A 16,337-nucleotide genomic window follows, 5' to 3' on the forward strand; every position below is an offset into this window, starting at 1 on the left:
TTCGGGAGGCGTCCATCGTCAGCGCGGTCAGCCTGGAGGGCGTCAGCAAGACCTACGACGACTTCCACGCCGTGCGGGACGTCAGCTTCGAGGTCCCCGCCGGCCGGATCACCGGCTTCCTGGGCCCCAACGGCGCGGGCAAGACCTCGACGCTGCGCATGATCCTGGGCCTGATGCCGGCGTCGGCGGGGCGGATCACTGTGCTGGGCGCGAACGACGCCACCCGGGTTCGCCAGCGGATCGGCTTCCTCCCCGAGGAGCGCGGCCTCTACAAGCGGATGACCCCGGTCGACGCCATCGCCTTCTTCGCGGGGCTGAAGGGCGTGCCCGAGGCCGAGGGCCGGCGGCGGGCCAAGGCGATGCTGGAGGCCCAGGGCCTGGGTCCCGCCGCCAAGAAGCCGATCAAGGATCTCTCCAAGGGCATGGCTCAGAAGGTCCAGCTGCTGTCGGCCCTGGCGCACGAGCCCGAGCTGGTGGTGCTGGACGAGCCGTTCTCGGGCCTCGACCCCGTCAACCAGCAGAGCCTGGAGGCGATGATCCGCGAGATCGCCGCGCGCGGGGCCACGGTGCTGTTCTCGACCCACGTGATGCAGCACGCCGAGCGCCTGTGCGACAAGGTCGTGCTGATGGCCAAGGGGCGAAAGGTGTTCGACGGCGACGTGGCCGCGGCCCGCTGCGCCGCGCCCCGGGCGCTGGTGCTGGAGGGCGACCTCTCGGCCGCCGACGTCGCGGCCTTGCCGGGCCTGGGGGCCGTGACGTCCGAGCCCTCGCCCGACGGCGGCTGGCGGCACGTCGCCCTTCTGCCGGCGGACGGCGGCGGCCATGAGGCTCTGAAGGCCGCCTTCGCCCGCGACCTGGCGCTGCGACGGTTCGAGCTGAAGGAGCCCAGTCTGCACGACGCCTTCATCGTCCTGACGGGAGGCCAGGCATGAGCCGCCTCTTGAAGATCGCCCGCCGGGAGTACCTGGCCTATGTCCGCACGGTCGGCTTCTGGCTGTCGATCGTGGCGCTGCCGCTGGTGATCGGCGTCACCGCCTCGGCCCCGCTGATGATGATGAAGTCGGCCAAGCCCGAGCGGCTGGCCATCGTCGACCTGACCGGCCAGACCTTCGGGCCCGCCGTCGCCAAGGCCCTGGTCGAGGACCAGAGCCGCGCCAACGCCCGCGCCCTGCGCGCCGCCGCCCTGTCCGCCGCTGGGCCCCAGGCGCAGGAAGCGGTCCGCAAGGCCCAGGAGTGGGGCGGCGACGCGGCCGGCCGCGCGGCGCTGGCCCGCTATAATCCTTCCGCCGCCGCCCGTTTCAAGACGCCGCCGGCCAAGGCCATCGTCCTGCCCGCGCCCGCCGAGGCGCTGGCCGCCGCCACCCCGCGCGAGGCCGGCGTGATCGCCCGGCGCGAGGTCGCCGACAAGCGGCTCGATTCGGTGCTGATCCTCGGCGGCCGCGACGACGCCATCGTCATGGACCTGTGGAGCCGCAATCTCGGCGCGCCGGTGCTGGAGAACGACCTGAAGACCACCGTGGGCGAGATCATGCGCGAGCGCGCCCTGGCCCGCGCCGGCGTCTCGGCGCGCACCCTGAAGGCGGCCGACGGCCTCAGGCCCGCCTTCAACAGCCTGTCGCCCAGGGCCGCCTCGGGCGAGAAGGTGTCCCTTCGCGACCGCCTGCCGGCCATCGTCGGCTTCGCGGCCGGGATGCTGCTGTGGTCGATGATCCTGACCGGGGCCAGCATCCTGCTGAACAGCGTGATCGAGGAGAAGTCGAGCAAGATCCTCGAGGTGCTGCTGTCCTCGGCGTCGGTCACCGAGATCCTGGGCGGCAAGGTCCTGGGCGTGGCCGGCCTGACCCTGACCGTCCTGAGCATCTGGGCCCTGGGCGGCTGGGTCGCCCTGATCAACTTCGCCCCGGGCCTGGCCGGTGACATCCTGGCCGTGCTGCTGGGCAAGGGTCTGGTGTTCTATTTCGGCGCCTATCTGGTCGTCGGCTACCTGATGTACGCGGCGCTGTTCGCCGGGGTCGGGGCGTTCTGCGAGAGCCAGCGCGACGCCCAGACCCTGCTGGGGCCGATTATGATGGTGATGACCATCCCGGTGGTGTTCATGAGCCAGGCGATCCGCGCGCCCGACGCGCCGATCCTGGCCGCCCTGTCGTGGATCCCGCCGTTCACGCCGTTCCTGATGCCGGTGCGCATCGCCGGCGATCCGCCGCTGGTCCAGGTGCTGGGCACGACCGTGCTGATGATCGTGACCCTGGTCGCGATCATGATCTTCTCGACGCGCGCCTTCCACGTGGGGGCGCTGTCGACGGGGAAGGTGGACCTGAAGGGGCTGATCGGCCGGATCGTTCGCAAGCCAGCGGGGTAGGGCCAGAAACGACGAAGGCCGCGCGGATCACCGCGCGGCCTTCGAAATCTTCAGCGATGTGAAGAGAAGCGGGTCCTAGCGGGCCGGCTTCTTCGGCATCGGCAGCAGGCCTTCGCGCTGGGCGCGCTTGCGGGCCAGCTTGCGGGCGCGACGGACGGCTTCGGCCTTTTGGCGCGCGCGCTTTTCCGACGGCTTCTCATAGTGCACGTGCCGCTTCATTTCGCGGAACGAGCCTTCGCGTTGCATCTTCTTCTTCAGGGCCTTCAGCGCCTGATCGACGTTGTTGTCGCGGACGAAAATCTGGACCAGGGGTATCTCTCCATTCGACAGCCCGACCAATATTCCCAAGTCCCTCTTGAGGGGCCGGGCGGGCGAACAAAACCGGGTAACCTGGAAGGGGTGCTCCCAGGCGATGAGGCGGGGCTGATAGCAGAGCGAAGGCGCTCTGTCCATGCGCGACGCGGCCTAAACACCGGTGTAGACTCGGATTTATGAGCCAGACCGCCCGTACATCCGACGAGAGCTCCACTCAAGCTTCGGGCCCGCGAGGGTCAAGCTGGGCCGACGACGCCGAACAGCGCGTCCTGGACGAGGCCGTGCGCCTCGCGCCCAAGGCCGGCTGGAACGCCGGACTCGTCTCACGCGCCCTGGCCGCGGCGGGTTTCAGCGAGGCCGAGGGCCAGCTGCTGCTGCCGGAAGGGGCCCGCGACCTGGCCGCCCTGCTGTCGCGACGCCATGACGCGGCCGCGCTCCAGCGCCTGAAGGCTTTCGATGTCGCGGCCCTAAAGATTCGCCAGCGGATTCGCGAAGGGGTGGTCGCGCGCCTCGATGCGGCCCAGCAGCACGCCGATGTCCTGCGCCCGCTGGCCGCCTTCCTGGCCTTTCCGACCAATCTGGCCCTGGCCCTGCGGCTGACCTGGGACTCGGCCGACGTGATCTGGCGGTGGGCGGGCGACACGGCGACCGACGAGAACCACTATTCCAAGCGGGCGATCCTGTCGGGGATCCTGGTCTCGACCCTGGCCGTCGACCTGGCCTCGGGCCGCGACTCGGCGCTCTCGCACCTGGACGCGCGCATCGACAACGTCATGGCTTTCGAGAAATGGAAGGCGGGCCTCAAGCCCATGGACCTGGCCGGCGAGGTTGTCGGGGCCCTGGCGCGGATGCGGTACGGGAAGTGAGCCAACTCCCGCTTCCCCGGCGAAAGCCGGGGCCCAGCTGGAAAGGGCGCTGGGGTGAGTTCTAGAGCGTCGGACATGAAATCGGAATCGAAGGGATTCCAGGTTTGCGCGAAGCATGATTCACCGTGGTTGGAGGTGGATCATGGGCAAGAGCTATTCGGGTGATCTTCGAGATCGGATCATTGGCTACGTCAGCGCCGGTGGATCACGTCGTGGTGCGGCCAAGCACTTTGGGGTCAGCAACAGTTGCGCGGTGAAGCTGCTGGCGCGGGTGGAGCAGACGGGCTCTTGTGCGCCAGCGCGCCAGGGACGGCCGCCGGGAGACGGCAAGCTGGCGGCGCATCGGTCGTTCCTGATCGAACAGGTCGAAGCCAAGCCGGATATCACCCTGCCGCAACTGGCGGCCTTGCTGGAGGCGCAACGCGGGGTGAGCGCGGATCCCAGTTCGCTGTCGCGGGCGCTTCGCGCGGCTGGGTTCACATATAAAAAAAGCCCTGATGGCCTCGGAGCGCGCACGCGAAGCGGTGCGTGAACGGCGCAGGGAGTGGATCGAGCACCGCCAGCCCGTCATGCGCCAGCAGCCGGCGCGGCTGGTGTTCATTGACGAGACGGCGGTCACCACCAAGATGACCCGGCTGCGCGGCCGCAGCCTGCGCGGTAAGCGCCTGGCGGCCGATGCGCCCTTCGGCCACTGGAGAACCCAGACCTTCATCGCTGGCCTGCGATGCGCGCAGCTGACCGCGCCCTGGGTGCTCGATGGCCCGATGAACCGCGACGCCTTCGACGCCTATGTCGAGACCCAGCTAGCGCCGACGCTCAGCCCCGGTGACGTCGTGGTTCTCGACAACCTCGCCGCCCACAAGGGACCAAGAGCCGTCCAGGCCCTCAAGGCGCGGGGAGCCTGGTTCCTGTTCCTCCCGCCCTACTCGCCCGACCTCAACCCGATCGAGATGGCCTTCTCAAAGCTAAAAGCCCATCTGCGCGGCGCCTGCGCTCGCACCTTCGACGACCTCTGGAGGGCCGTCGGCGACATCTGCAGCCTCTACGAGCCCCAAGAGTGCTGGAACTACTTCAAGGCCGCTGGCTATGCGTCACATTAAACGCACGATGCTCTAGAAGCTCAGAGCCTTTCCCGTCAGCCCTGGTGTTCCGAGATCTGGGTCCCGGCTTTCGCCGGGAAGGCGGATTTGTTCACCCCCCGAACGCGGCGGCCAGGCGGTCGAAGTGGGCCTGCACCGGGCGCGGGGCCTCTTCGTTCGGCGATTCGACGTACATGCGGCGATCCAGGTGGCGGACGCGCTCGTACAGGCGCTCGCTGCGCGTCAGCAGGTTCGTCAGGCCGAAGGGCAGTTCCTCTATGGCCGGCGGCTGGCCGGCGGCCTCCTCGCCCAGGCGATACGATTCGGCGCAGGCGGCTTCCGGCGGCATCTCGCCCTCGCGCACCGCGCGCTGGACCAGCAGCCACGAGGCCACCTGCATCAGGCGGGTGGTCAGGCGCATGCTCTCGGTGGCGTAGCCCAGGGCGGCGTTGCGGGAGAGCACCTTGCTGTCGTGGCGGCCCGCCCCGTCCAGATAGGCGGCGGTCTCCTCGACCAGCTGCATGCCTTCCTCGAAGGTCCGGTCGAACAGTTCCGATCGCGCGAAATCCTGGATCACTCCGGCGCGCCAAGGCGTGTCCGCGAACGCGTTCACTTCGGTCATAGCTACCCAATGCCCCTTCGAAAGGCCGCGAGGACGTCCCGCTCGGCGACGCAGCTGCAATGCTCGTGCCAGACCGAACCGTCCCGTTTCGCGACCCGCCCCCTTTCGAACCGACCGTACGCGTACTGAATCGGGCGTCCGAAAGCGGATGAGCGCTTAAGACGCCAGTAACCTCACCGAAACCTTAAAAAGAGCTTTTAGTCCAGGCGACCAAACAACGCATTGGCCGCGTCGCGACCGGCCTTCTTCTTGGTCAGCTGGGCCTTGGTGCGTTCGATTTCCGCCTGCAGGGCCGCGATCCGGTCCTCCAGTTCCGCGACGCCGTAGGCTTCCAGGTCCTCGTGGGTTGTCTCGTTCAAGGCGCGTCCGCTGAAGGCGCGGGGTTCCGCAGGCTCTTCGAACATCGGCTTTTCTCCTTTTCCGCCGGATATCTGACGCCTACCTAGGCTGCAAGGCAAGCTTTGCGAGGATCCGGGACCATGACCCAGACGATGACGGCGATCGCGATCGAAGGCCGCAAGGGACCCGCCGAGGCCCTCCAGGCGGTCCAGCTGGAGCGTCCCACGCCGGGACCGGGACAGGTCCTGATCAAGGTCGCCGCCGCCGGGGTGAACCGTCCGGATCTGTTGCAGCGCCTGGGCTTCTATCCGCCGCCGCCCGGCGCGCCCACCACCCTGGGGCTGGAGATCGCGGGCGAGGTCGTGGACGGCGCGGGGCGCTGGAAGGCCGGCGACAAGGTCTGCGCACTGCTGGGCGGCGGGGGCTACGCCGAATACGCGGTGGTCGACGCCCGCCATGCGCTGCCGATCCCGAGCGGCCTGGATCCGGTCCATGCCGCGGCCCTGCCCGAGACCGTCTTCACCGTCTTCGCCAACGTGTTCGAGCACGGCGCGCTGAAGGCGGGCGAGACCCTGCTGGTTCATGGTGGGACGTCCGGAATTGGAACAACCGCGATCGCCATGGCCAAGGCGGCGGGCGCCAAGGTCATCGCCACGGGGCGTGGGTCGGACAAGAAGGCCAAGGCGCTCGAGCTGGGCGCCGACATCGCCGTCGATACGAAGGCCGAGGACTTCGCCGAGGTGGTCAAGGCGGCCGGCGGGGCCGACGTGATCCTCGACATGGTCGGGGCCAGCTATTTCGAGAAGAACCTCGACGCCCTGAACACCGGCGGCCGCATCGTCTACATCGCCAGTCTGGGCGGGGCGGTGCTGGAGGTCCCGGTGATGAAGGTCATGCAGAAGCGCGCGGTGATCACCGGCTCGACCCTGCGCCCCCGCTCGGCCGACGAGAAGGCCCGCCTGGCCGCCGAGGTCGAGCGCGTGGCCTGGCCCTGGGTGGCGGCCGGCAAGCTGAAGCCGATCGTCGACGCGACCTTCCCCTTGGCCGACGCCGCCAAGGCCCACGCGCACCTCGAGGCCGGGGAGCACGTGGGCAAGGTGGTGCTGGTGGTCTAGTTCTGCGCGCCCGCCGCAGCGGGAGCGACGGACGGAGCGGGGCTCGGCACCGTGCCGGGCGCGACGATTGGGGTGGTCACTGTCGAGTCCTGGTCGACGAAGGCGGTCAGGCGCTGACCGGATTTGATCTCGACGTCCTTGCCGTGCTTGATCAAGCCGAGCGGTCCGAACAGCACCGTCAGGGTAATGGTGGTGCCGTAGCGTGCGCTGCCCTCGGCGCCTTTCTGGCCGCGCAGGCGTATGCGGGCATTGCCTGCCTTCAGGTAATCGAAGCGAACGTTCAACTCGCCGGGCTTGCCCATCATGCCTTTTTTCTTGGCATGGGTGACCTCGCCGGCCCCACGCAGGCCGGCAGGCAAGGTCGTGCCGTCGGCTAGGGTCACGTCTTCGGCCAGGCTGATCGAGAAGCGGTCGCCCTCGTGGCTGGTCTCGGAAGACAGGCTGTCGTCGAAGCGGATGGAGAGCTCGGTGCCCTCCGGAACCTGCACGGTCGTTTGAGCGAACGCTGGCGCGCACACAAAGATCACACTCGCGGCGCACGCCGCGGTGAAAAACGTTTTCATAGGTGTTCCCCCCATCGGCCTTTCGCCGACGGGCAGAGCTAAGCTGAGCACGCAAGGCTTGTGAACTGGAGATTTCTCGCTCAGAGGGCGAGAGTCCTCAAATCGCGTATCGCGTCGGCCCAGCGGGTCTTGGTGTCGACGGTGACTTTCACGGCCCTGAACATTCAACCCACTCAATAGAAGAGAGCAGGAACCACACAGTCCCCGTTCCCTTTTTCCGAGAACCGGATTATAGCGTTGACCAACATCCCGCCCGGCCGAAAGGCCGGGCGCCGTCATTTCTGGAGGACCGCATGTCCGACATCCTGATGCCCAAGGCGACCGCCGTCTGGTTGGTGGACAACACCTCGCTGAGCTTCGAGCAGATCGCCGATTTCTGCGGCCTGCACCCGCTGGAAGTGCGCGGCATCGCCGACGGCGAAGTGGCGCGCGACATCCGCGGCGCCGACCCGATCGGCAACGGCCAGCTGACCCGCGAGGAACTGGACCGCGCCCAGGCCAATCCCGACTACCGGATGAAGGCCCAGGTCAGCCGTCACGCCGAGCTGCTGAAGCCGGCCAAGAAGGCCCCGCGCTACACGCCGGTGTCGCGCCGCCAGGACCGTCCGGACGCCATCGCCTGGTTCCTGCGCCACCACCCCGAGGTGACCGACGCCCAGATCTCCAAGATCCTGGGCACCACCAAGGCCACGATCGAACAGGTTCGCGCCCGCACGCACTGGAACGCCGCCAACATCAAGCCGGTCGACCCGGTGACCCTGGGCCTGGTCGGCCAGCTGGAGCTGGACGCCCTGGTCAAGAAGGCCGCCGAGAAGAAGGCCAAGGACGACCTGAAGAAGGGCATCGTTCCGGAAGACCCGACCCTGCGCCCCGCGTCGGAAGCCGGCCAGTTCGAGCCGGAGGTCGAGGAAGAGGAAGAAGACTTCCGCGCCCCGCGCGGCGACATCAAGGCCGAGGACGTGTTCGGCAAGTCGACGGGCTATGTCGACGAGGAAGACGAGGAGTAGGATTTTCGTCTCCCCGGCTTTCGCCGGGGGCGGTCTAGGGATCCAGAAAGAACAAAGGCCCCGCTCCTTGCCGGAGCGGGGCCTCGTGTTTTTAGGCTTCTGATTCAAGCCGCTAGTGGAGTCGCGCCCTCAGGCCCTCGATCTCCTCCTTCAGCCGAAGCTTTTGACGCTTAAGCTCCCTAAGCATCGTTCCATCGCTACCGGGTCTACTGGTCTCCTCCTGGATCTTGCGATCAAGGTTCTCGTGACGGGACCCAAGCTCGCGGATACGGGATTCGATGGCCATGGCTCTCGGCTCCTTGCTGTTGGAGAGGAAATTGAACACCCGCTGCGCGAAGCTGTCAGATCACATATGATTGCAATCGGCGGCGCTTGACCTGGCCGCGCTTGCTCCCATGACGGACGAAAATTCACCATGACCGAGGCTTCCAAGACCGTTGATCGTCCAAGAGAAACGGCGCGGCTTGTGGTCGGCGTCACGGGCGCCTCGGGCGTGGTCTATGGCCTGCGGACGCTGGACGCGCTGCGCGAGTTGGGCGTCGAAAGCCACCTGGTGGTGTCCAAATCGGCGGCGCTGACGCTCGCCCAGGAGGCAGGCCTGAGCATGGCCGAGGTCAACGCCAAGGCCGACGTCGTCTATCGCGCCGCCGATGTCGGGGCGGCCATCGCCTCGGGCTCGTTCCGCACCCTGGGCATGATCATCGCGCCCTGTTCGGTGCGGACGATGAGCGAGATCGCCACGGGCGTAACGTCCTCGCTGCTGACGCGCGCCGCCGACGTCACCTTGAAGGAGCGCCGCGACCTGGTGCTGATGGTGCGCGAGACGCCGCTGCACCTGGGCCACCTGCGCACCCTGACCAAGCTGGCCGAGATGGGCGCGATCATCGCCCCGCCGCTGCCGGCCTTCTACGCCAAGCCCGCCTCGATCGCCGAGATGGTCGACCAGTCGGTCGGCCGCGCGCTGGACCTGTTCGACCTGTCCTGGAAGCCGGTGAAGCGCTGGGGCGAGGACTTGCCGTCCATTGGGGAAACGCTGGCCGGCAAGGGCGGCCAAGGGGAAGAGAGTTAACGCCGATGCGGCTGTGGGACTGGGCTCTGGAGGTCTATGCGCGACAACCTATCGCGGAGGCCTGCCTGCACCTGCAGGACGCCCACGGCCAGAACGTTCCCTACCTGTTGTGGGCCGCCTGGATGGCCGGGGAGGGCCGATCGGCCGACCTCAAGGACGCCGCCCGGATGATGCGCGCCTGGGACGCCGAGGTCGGGGCCCCCTGCGCGGCGTGCGCCGGGCGCTGAAGCCGCCGCGTCCTCCGGTCGACGAGGCCGCCAAGGACGCCCTGCGCGACGCGGTGAAGGCCGTCGAGCTGAAGGGCGAGCGCGTCCTGATGGAAAGCCTGGAGGCGCTTTCGGGCCCTTCGGGCGCGCCCACGGACGTCCTGGCGGGCCTGGTCGCCGCCGCGGAAGCGTCCGGTGACCCGCCACGCCGTTCGGCGCTGGAAAAGCTGGCCGCCGCCCTTGCAAAGCCACTCGGTTGAGCGCCTTTACGCGCTGTCAGCCTTTGCTATCTATCACCCGGAGTGGGGCCAATCCGAGACATGTCCATGAACGACGATGATCCGTCGGAAGACACCGACATCGCGATCGAACGTCGCCTCGCCGACCTGCGCGAGGAGCACAAGGACCTCGACGACGCGATCCAGGCGTTGGAGCAGCGCTACCAGCCCGACATGCTGCAGATCGCCCGCCTGAAAAAGAAGAAGCTGGCCCTCAAGGACGAGATCGGCCGTCTGGAAGACCTGCTGACCCCGGACATCATCGCCTAGCGGTCAAGCCGCGCCGTAATCCGCATCCTGGGCCGCTTCCAGCGCGCGGACCGTCTGCAGCAGGCGGCCGGGGGTGATCGGCTTTTCCAGGCGCGCGTCGGCGTGCTGGTCGGCCTTCAGCAGGCGAGAATCACAGGCCGAAGCCATCAGGGTGATCGCTTCGGGGCGCGTGCGACGCACGGCGCTGACCAGCTCGCCGCCGCTCATGCGCGGCATCGAGTGGTCGGTGATCACCAGGTCCGGCGCGAAGCTCTCCAGGGCTTCGAAGGCCTCCTGGCCATCCAGGCACAGAAGGACGTCGAACCCCGCCTCGGTCAGGGTGATTTCGTAGATCATCGAGAGGACGGGATCGTCCTCGGCGATCAGAATTCGCTGCATGCGACCCGCCCCGTCATGCTTAACAGACCATGAACGTGTTACCGCACTCATCGGGTCGCGGTCGCCGTGCGATAAGGTCGCATGACCGGCGGTTGTGAGCTTAGCCTTTGAGCGTATTCACGGTTTTCCGGGGCGACCCGTGAAAACGGCGTCTCAGCCGGCCACGGCCTTGCGCTTGCGGACGAACATCGCCGCGTCGGCCTCGGCCAGCGAGACCTCGGGATCGGCGCCGGGCTCGATCTCGCGCACGCCGAACGAGACGTGCAGGGGCGCCGACCACTCGCCGAACTCGACCGGCCGCGAGCGGATGGCGTCGGCCAGGGTGTGGGCCTTGGCCAGGGCCATCTCCTTGTCGGCCTGGGACAGCAGCACGGCGAACTCGTCGCCGCCCATGCGGCCCACCAGGTCGCTCTCGCGGACATTGGCCAGCAGCCGTTTGGCCACCGCCTTCAGCGCCTCGTCGCCGGCGGCGTGGCCGAAGCGGTCGTTGACGCTCTTGAAGTTGTCCAGATCGAAGAACACCAGGCTGGCCGACGAGCCGTAGCGCTGGGCGAAGGCCGAGACGCGCTTGGTCTCGCGCAGGAAGGCCCGGCGGTTCAGCACCGGGGTCAGGGCGTCCATGTCAGCCAGGCCCTGGGCCTCGTTCAGGCGCAGCTTCAGGACCGAGACCTCGTTGCGCAGGTCGTCGATCTCGCTCATCAGCGTCGTGAGGGCCTCGACCACCTTGGGGGTCAGGTCCGCCTCGGTGAGGCCGAGGAAGGCGGCGCTGTCCGGCGCGGAAACCTCGCGGACCGCGACCTGGGCCCCAGCGCGGACCAGGGCCCGCTTGCGGATGGCGGCGAAGGGTTCTGTCCGGGCGCCGGTAATCTTCATGACCTTACGGGGAATCGATATGGCACAGCTTCAGCATGGTTAACGGGAACCGTGTTCGATGCAATTGGGGGCGCCGATAAGTCGCATACCTAGGGTCACGCTTGCCTGCTCCCGAAGCGCTTTGTGTCGTTTTGGGCTTGCGCCGAGGGAACGGCGCGCATACGGGGCGGCTCTCCTTCGCCCAGCGCCGAGAGGAACGACGCCATGGCCGCCACCACCCCGCCTGTCGCCATCATCATGGGCAGCCGCTCGGACTGGCCGACCATGAAGGGCGCGGCCGACGCCCTGGACGGCCTGGGCGTGACCTGGGAGGCCAAGGTCGTCTCGGCCCACCGCACCCCCAGCGCCTGTTCGACTTCGCCACGGGCGCGCAGGCGGCCGGCTACAAGGTGATCATCGCCGGAGCCGGCGGCGCGGCCCACCTGCCGGGCATGGCCGCCTCGATGACCAACCTGCCCGTGCTGGGCGTGCCGGTGCAGTCCAAGGCCCTGAGCGGCCTGGATAGCCTGCTGTCGATCGTCCAGATGCCGGGCGGCGTCCCGGTGGCGACCCTGGCGATCGGCGAAGCCGGGGCCAAGAACGCCGGCCTGCTGGCCGCCCAGATCCTGGCCCTGTCCGATCCCGCCCTGGCGGGCCGGCTCTCGGCCTTCCGCGCCGCCCAGACCGACAGCGTCGCCGAGAGCGTCGAGGACTAGCACCCCATGGCTGACTTTCCCCTGGTTCCTGGTTCGACCATCGGCATCCTCGGCGGGGGACAGCTGGGGCGCATGCTGGCCCTGGCCGCCGCCCGCCTGGGCTTCGACGTCGTCATCCAGGATCCCGAGGAGAACGCTCCCGCCGGCCGCGTCGCCGCCCGCCAGATCGTCGCCGCCTACGACGACCGCTGGGCGCTCAAGCGCCTGGCCGAGGCCTGCGACGTCGTCACCTACGAGTTCGAGAACGTCCCGGCCGACACGGTGTCGGAGCTGACCGCCCTGGGCGCGATCGTTTCGCCCGGGGCCAAGGCCCTGGCCGCCGCCCAGGACCGGGTGGTCGAGAAGAGCTTCCTGGCCGAGATCGGCGTGCCGACGGTGGCTTTCGCGTCGGTCCACGACAGCGACAGCCTGGTCGCCGCCGTGGCCAAGATCGGCGCCCCGTCGCTGCTGAAGACCCGCCGCGAGGGCTATGACGGCAAGGGCCAGGCCTGGATCCAGAAGGCCAAGGACGCCGAGGCCGCCTTCGACAAGATCGGCCGCCAGGCCGCGATCCTCGAGGCCCCCGCCGACTTCGGTCGCGAGCTGTCGGTGATCGCCGCCCGGGGCCGCGATGGCGAGATCGCCTGCTATCCGGTCAGCGAGAACCACCACGAGGGCGGCGTCCTGCGCCGCACCGTCGCGCCGGCCAAGGTCACCCCGGCCACGCGCGACCAGGCCGAGGCCATCGCCGCCAAGATCCTGACCGCCCTGGACTATGTCGGCGTCATCGGCGTCGAGCTGTTCGAACTGGCCGGCGGCAAGCTGCTGGTCAACGAGTTCGCGCCGCGCGTCCACAACACCGGCCACTGGACCCAGGACGGCTGCGAGGTCGACCAGTTCGAGCAGCACATCCGCGCCGTCGCCGGCTGGCCGCTGGGCCCGACCGCGCCGCACCATCACGTCGAGATGACCAACCTCTTGGGCGCCGACGTCGACGCCTGGAAGAAGCTGGCCGCCGAGCCCGAGACCCGCGTCCACCTCTACGGCAAGGGCGAGGCCCGCCCCGGCCGCAAGATGGGCCACGTCAACCGGCTGCGGTCCCTGAAGGACTGACCGGCGTCGCTGGACTCCTGGGCTCGCCCAGGCGGGCCTTCAGGCGCAGCGCCGGCTTCTCGACCAGGAACCAGGACAGGGCCGCGAACGGCAGGGTCAGGGCCAGCGAGGTCACAAGGTTCAGCTGGTGCTGCGTGGCCAGCCATTGCTGCAGCGGGAAGCTGTAGATGTAGAGGCCGTACGACAGGTCGGCCGGCGGCTTGGGCAGGCGCAGCCGGCCCAGTCCCACGACGGCCAGGGGCAGGGCCAGGAACCAGGCCGGCGTGAGCAGGAAGACGAGGGCGGCGAGCGCGGCCAGGGGGCTTGGTCGCGTCCCGTTCGCCTGCAGGCTGGCCCCGGCCAGGAACAGGAAGCCGTTCAGCGCCGCCAGATAGGCGATCCGTCCCAGGTCGCCCCGCGCGTCCAGGCCGGTGGCGTGCAGGGCGATCGCGGCGATCGCCGCCAGCGCCGTCAGGCTCTCCAGCGCCAGGGGCATGGCCCGCCGCGCGGGGCCCAGGACCGCCAGGCCCAGATAGGCGGTGAACTCCAGCCGCAGGGTCCACAGCGAGCCGTTGACGATCCCGGCCACGGGCGCGGCCAGGAAGACGCCGGGCAGGCCATAGGTCACCGCGTACAGCGACAGGTTCCTGGCGACGTAGCTCCAGGTCTCCGGATCCAGCATATAGGCGGACAGGCCGCGCGTGGTGACCAGCGGGCCCAGCACGAAGGCGGTCAGCAACAGGGCGACCAGCAGGCCGGGCAGGATCCGCAGCGCTCGCCTCGCCAGGAAGGCCATGGGGCGCGGGTCGCGCGCCTGGCTGCCGGCGACCAGATAGCCGCTGATCACGAAGAAGATCCCGACGCCCAACGCGCCCAGGTCCAGGCCCGACCCCAGCATCGACGGTGGCTGCCCGTTCAGCACGCGCGTGTGATGGGCGATCACCAGGATCGCCGCGATCAGCCGTAGATAATCGAAACCGCCCATCGCAAACTCAAGTCGCGCCAAGGGTCACGCTTAGATCGTCCTGGGACGGCCGAGGCAAGGCCCGCGCGAAGGGAGGGCTTGATGTCGCCGGTGCTCGAGACCGAACGGCTGATCCTGCGGGTTCCGACGCAGGCCGATTTTGACGCGGGCTGGGCGGCGTTCCACGGCGATCCCGAATGCATGCGCCATCTGGGCGGGGCCATGCCGCGCAGCATCGCCTGGCGCGCCCTGGCCCAGGTGGTCGGCATGTGGCCGTTGCGGGGCTTCGGGACCTTCTCGCTGATCGAGAAGGCCACTGGCCGCTGGGTCGGCCGCTCGGGACCCTGGCAGCCCGAAGGCTGGCCGGCCCGCGAGGTCGGCTGGATGCTGCATCGCTCGGCCTGGGGCCAGGGCTACGCCACCGAAGCGGCGGAGGCGTCCTTGCGGTTCGTGTTCGACACGCTGGGCTGGACCTCGGTCGCCCACATGATCCATCCGGAGAACCTGGGCTCGCAAGCCGTGGCCGCCCGCATCGGCTCGCGCTTCCTGGAGATGGTCGACCTGCCGCCGCCGATGGATGTGGCGGGCCCGACCCAGATGTGGGGCCAGACGGCGGAGGACTGGCGGGCGAACCGGCCGGCGCCGCGGGCCCCCACCTGACCACGTTCCGCGTGGTCGTCCGCCCCCGCAAGGGGCGGAAGGTGATCCTTCTTCCCCCTCCGGGGGAGGAGCGCCGCAGGCGCGGAGGGGCGCGAGAGTACGAGGTTGGCCGGGACAATCCTCCCCCTAGCGGGGGAGGTGGCGCGAAGCGCCGGAGGGGGGAAGTGCTGGAGAGCCGGCCTCTTCCCCCCTCCGTCGCCGCTACGCGTCGACACCTCCCCCGCTAGGGGGAGGATTTCACGAGGATTGAGCGGGCTCTATCCCCGGAATTCGCGAGATCGAAGCCAACGAAATCAATCGCTTGTCGATTTTCACGTCCTGCTGAATGATCCGCGCTCAGAACCGCCCCCATACTAACTGCACCTGATGGCGCGGAAGGGACGTCCGGCCGGCGATCGAGACGGCTGTCAGGGGTGGTCGAGCGGGAAGCGCTCGCCGGGTTTCTTCGGAAGCTCGTCTTCGCGACGGATCCAGGCGCAGGTTCCCTGAAACATCGGGACGAAGCCCCAGATCCTTCCCTTAGGGGGCGGTGAAGATCAGGCGAACGCGGCAGGTCCGGGCTGAAATCCCCCGGACGGTCCGGATCCGGAGTTCGTCGCTCCGGCCCGCCCGTCGAAGGCCTCTTCCGGAGCGGATCAATACCCCGCGACCCGGAGGCTTTCGGATAACGACCACGCGGAGCGTCCTGGCTTCGTCGAAACGGTATTCACTACTCAAACCTCCGGACGGATGTCCGGCGCTCCGCGTCCCTTTCCATGCCTTCAGCGGCACGCCGCGTGAAGCGGCGGCCTCGTGTCGTCAGGCGTGGCCGTGCTATGGCCGGCTTTCGGATAGGCAGGACCCCCATGACCGAACAGGCGCTCATCGGATTGATCGGCGGCATGAGCTGGGAAAGCTCGGCCCAATACTATCGGCTGATCAACGAGGCCGTGCGCGAGCGGCTGGGCGGCGTGGCTTCGGCGCGGACCCTGATGTGGTCGTTCGACTTCGCCGAGATCGAGCGCCTGCAGCACGCCGGCCGCTGGCCCGAGCTGTCGCGGCGCCTGGCCGACGCGGCCCGGGCCCTGGAGGCCGGCGGGGCCGACTTTCTGGTGCTCTGCACCAACACCATGCACCGCGAGGCCGACGCGATCGAGGCGGCGGTTCACATCCCGCTGCTGCACATCGCCGACCCGACCGGCGCGGCGATCACGGCCGCCGGTCTCTCCACCGTGGGCCTGCTGGGCACGGCCTTCACCATGGAGCACGATTTCTATCGCGGCCGGTTGGAAACGAAGCACGGCCTGACCGTGTTGACGCCCGACGCCGACGACCGCGCCGCCGTGCACCGGATCATCTACGAAGAGCTGGTCGCCGGCCGGGTGCTGGACGCCTCGCGCGAGGTCTACAAGGCGGCGATCGCGCGCCTGGTCGAGCGCGGGGCCCAGGCGATCATCCTGGGCTGCACCGAGATCATGCTGCTGATCGGCCAGGCCGACAGCCCGGTCCCGGTGTTCGACACCACGACCCTGCACGCCATGGCGGCGGTGGATCGGGCCCTCGTTGATCTTAAGGCGGCGGACTTCACCTAGGCGAGCGCGCTGCTAGGGTGCCCGCGTTGTCACGGAG

General features: G+C 68.7%; 19 protein-coding genes and 2 pseudogenes. 13 read left to right on the plus strand and 8 right to left on the minus strand.

The window, feature by feature from the left end:
* Nucleotides 1-14 precede the first annotated feature (14 nt).
* Together MZV50_RS04415 and MZV50_RS04420 are read left to right on the plus strand one after the other, a co-directional pair.
* The gene (locus tag MZV50_RS04415; protein ID WP_252635177.1) at nt 15-932 is read left to right on the plus strand and encodes an ABC transporter ATP-binding protein; all 918 of its coding nucleotides are present in this window, start codon (nt 15-17) and stop codon (nt 930-932) included.
* The gene (locus MZV50_RS04420; protein WP_252633193.1) at nt 929-2,359 is read left to right on the plus strand and encodes an ABC transporter permease; all 1,431 of its coding nucleotides are present in this window, start codon (nt 929-931) and stop codon (nt 2,357-2,359) included. The genes MZV50_RS04415 and MZV50_RS04420 overlap by 4 nt, the downstream gene beginning before the upstream one ends.
* 75 nt (nt 2,360-2,434) lie before the next feature.
* Here the strand turns inward: MZV50_RS04420 and rpsU are convergent, their stop codons facing one another.
* Complete coding sequence (gene rpsU, locus MZV50_RS04425) at nt 2,435-2,668, minus strand: 30S ribosomal protein S21 (protein ID WP_198576648.1); 234 nt, start codon at nt 2,666-2,668, stop codon at nt 2,435-2,437.
* 182 nt (nt 2,669-2,850) lie between these two features.
* Here rpsU and MZV50_RS04430 point away from each other — a divergent pair, with 182 nt between their 5' ends.
* Nucleotides 2,851-3,540, plus strand: a complete 690-nt coding sequence (locus MZV50_RS04430) for a COQ9 family protein (RefSeq protein WP_252633194.1) — start codon at nt 2,851-2,853, stop codon at nt 3,538-3,540.
* Nucleotides 3,541-3,682: 142 nt separating this feature from the next.
* Nucleotides 3,683-4,640 (plus strand): IS630 family transposase gene (locus tag MZV50_RS04435; protein ID WP_252629765.1). Its coding sequence is split into 2 segments (ribosomal slippage): nt 3,683-4,008 and nt 4,007-4,640, totalling 960 coding nucleotides; the frame shifts between segments, so codons are not numbered across the junction.
* A 91-nt stretch (nt 4,641-4,731) separates the two neighbouring features.
* Here MZV50_RS04435 and rcdA read toward each other — a convergent pair.
* Both rcdA and MZV50_RS04445 read right to left on the minus strand, forming a co-directional pair.
* On the minus strand, nt 4,732-5,241 hold the full coding sequence (rcdA, locus tag MZV50_RS04440) for a protease adaptor protein RcdA (RefSeq protein WP_252633195.1): 510 nt from the start codon (nt 5,239-5,241) through the stop codon (nt 4,732-4,734).
* A gap of 197 nt (nt 5,242-5,438) precedes the next feature.
* Nucleotides 5,439-5,645 carry a DUF1192 domain-containing protein gene (locus MZV50_RS04445; RefSeq protein ID WP_252633196.1) on the minus strand — a complete coding sequence of 69 codons (207 nt, stop codon included), beginning with the start codon at nt 5,643-5,645 and terminating at the stop codon, nt 5,439-5,441.
* 75 nt (nt 5,646-5,720) lie between these two features.
* Between MZV50_RS04445 and MZV50_RS04450 the strand changes: the two genes are divergently transcribed.
* Nucleotides 5,721-6,695 (plus strand): NAD(P)H-quinone oxidoreductase, encoded by a 975-nt coding sequence (locus MZV50_RS04450; RefSeq protein WP_252633197.1) that lies wholly within the window; start codon nt 5,721-5,723, stop codon nt 6,693-6,695.
* Here the strand turns inward: MZV50_RS04450 and MZV50_RS04455 are convergent.
* The gene (locus MZV50_RS04455) at nt 6,692-7,258 is read right to left on the minus strand and encodes a hypothetical protein (RefSeq protein WP_252633198.1); all 567 of its coding nucleotides are present in this window, start codon (nt 7,256-7,258) and stop codon (nt 6,692-6,694) included. The genes MZV50_RS04450 and MZV50_RS04455 overlap by 4 nt on opposite strands.
* A 293-nt stretch (nt 7,259-7,551) precedes the next feature.
* Between MZV50_RS04455 and MZV50_RS04460 the strand changes: the two genes are divergently transcribed.
* A complete protein-coding gene (locus tag MZV50_RS04460; RefSeq protein ID WP_252633199.1) occupies nt 7,552-8,265 on the plus strand; it encodes a DUF1013 domain-containing protein in 714 nt (237 codons plus the stop codon).
* 112 nt (nt 8,266-8,377) lie between these two features.
* Here the strand turns inward: MZV50_RS04460 and MZV50_RS04465 are convergent, their stop codons facing one another.
* A complete protein-coding gene (locus MZV50_RS04465) occupies nt 8,378-8,551 on the minus strand; it encodes a YdcH family protein (RefSeq protein ID WP_252633200.1) in 174 nt (57 codons plus the stop codon).
* Nucleotides 8,552-8,680: 129 nt separating this feature from the next.
* On the opposite strand from MZV50_RS04465, the gene MZV50_RS04470 reads away from it, so the two are divergent.
* The 3 genes and pseudogenes from MZV50_RS04470 to MZV50_RS04480 all read left to right on the plus strand — a co-directional run bounded on the left by MZV50_RS04470 (nt 8,681) and on the right by MZV50_RS04480 (nt 10,088).
* Entirely contained in the window at nt 8,681-9,334 is a 654-nt protein-coding gene (locus MZV50_RS04470) for a UbiX family flavin prenyltransferase (RefSeq protein ID WP_252633201.1), read from the plus strand.
* 5 nt (nt 9,335-9,339) lie between these two features.
* Nucleotides 9,340-9,800 (plus strand): annotated as a pseudogene (locus tag MZV50_RS04475) (TIGR02444 family protein).
* A gap of 60 nt (nt 9,801-9,860) precedes the next feature.
* Nucleotides 9,861-10,088 (plus strand): YdcH family protein, encoded by a 228-nt coding sequence (locus tag MZV50_RS04480; protein WP_252633202.1) that lies wholly within the window; start codon nt 9,861-9,863, stop codon nt 10,086-10,088.
* A 3-nt stretch (nt 10,089-10,091) separates the two neighbouring features.
* On the opposite strand, the gene MZV50_RS04485 is transcribed toward MZV50_RS04480, so the two are convergent.
* Together MZV50_RS04485 and MZV50_RS04490 are read right to left on the minus strand one after the other, a co-directional pair.
* Complete coding sequence (locus tag MZV50_RS04485; protein WP_252633203.1) at nt 10,092-10,466, minus strand: response regulator; 375 nt, start codon at nt 10,464-10,466, stop codon at nt 10,092-10,094.
* 153 nt (nt 10,467-10,619) lie between these two features.
* Nucleotides 10,620-11,339, minus strand: coding sequence for a GGDEF domain-containing protein (locus MZV50_RS04490; protein WP_252633204.1), 720 nt, complete (start codon nt 11,337-11,339; stop codon nt 10,620-10,622).
* A 204-nt stretch (nt 11,340-11,543) separates the two neighbouring features.
* On the opposite strand from MZV50_RS04490, the pseudogene purE reads away from it, so the two are divergent.
* Together purE and MZV50_RS04500 are read left to right on the plus strand one after the other, a co-directional pair.
* Nucleotides 11,544-12,034: pseudogene (gene purE, locus MZV50_RS04495) on the plus strand (5-(carboxyamino)imidazole ribonucleotide mutase).
* A 6-nt stretch (nt 12,035-12,040) separates the two neighbouring features.
* The gene (locus tag MZV50_RS04500; RefSeq protein WP_252633205.1) at nt 12,041-13,126 is read left to right on the plus strand and encodes a 5-(carboxyamino)imidazole ribonucleotide synthase; all 1,086 of its coding nucleotides are present in this window, start codon (nt 12,041-12,043) and stop codon (nt 13,124-13,126) included.
* Here MZV50_RS04500 and MZV50_RS04505 read toward each other — a convergent pair.
* A complete protein-coding gene (locus tag MZV50_RS04505) occupies nt 13,098-14,090 on the minus strand; it encodes an acyltransferase family protein (protein WP_252633206.1) in 993 nt (330 codons plus the stop codon). The genes MZV50_RS04500 and MZV50_RS04505 overlap by 29 nt on opposite strands.
* 81 nt (nt 14,091-14,171) lie before the next feature.
* Between MZV50_RS04505 and MZV50_RS04510 the strand changes: the two genes are divergently transcribed.
* Together MZV50_RS04510 and MZV50_RS04520 are read left to right on the plus strand one after the other, a co-directional pair.
* Nucleotides 14,172-14,729, plus strand: a complete 558-nt coding sequence (locus MZV50_RS04510; protein WP_252633207.1) for a GNAT family N-acetyltransferase — start codon at nt 14,172-14,174, stop codon at nt 14,727-14,729.
* Between the two features lie 845 nt (nt 14,730-15,574).
* Nucleotides 15,575-16,300, plus strand: a complete 726-nt coding sequence (locus tag MZV50_RS04520) for an aspartate/glutamate racemase family protein (RefSeq protein ID WP_252633208.1) — start codon at nt 15,575-15,577, stop codon at nt 16,298-16,300.
* Nucleotides 16,301-16,337: the final 37 nt, after the last annotated feature.

Origin of the sequence: Caulobacter segnis (assembly GCF_023935105.1) — a bacterium.
Classification (GTDB): Bacteria; Pseudomonadota; Alphaproteobacteria; order Caulobacterales; family Caulobacteraceae; genus Caulobacter; species Caulobacter segnis_B.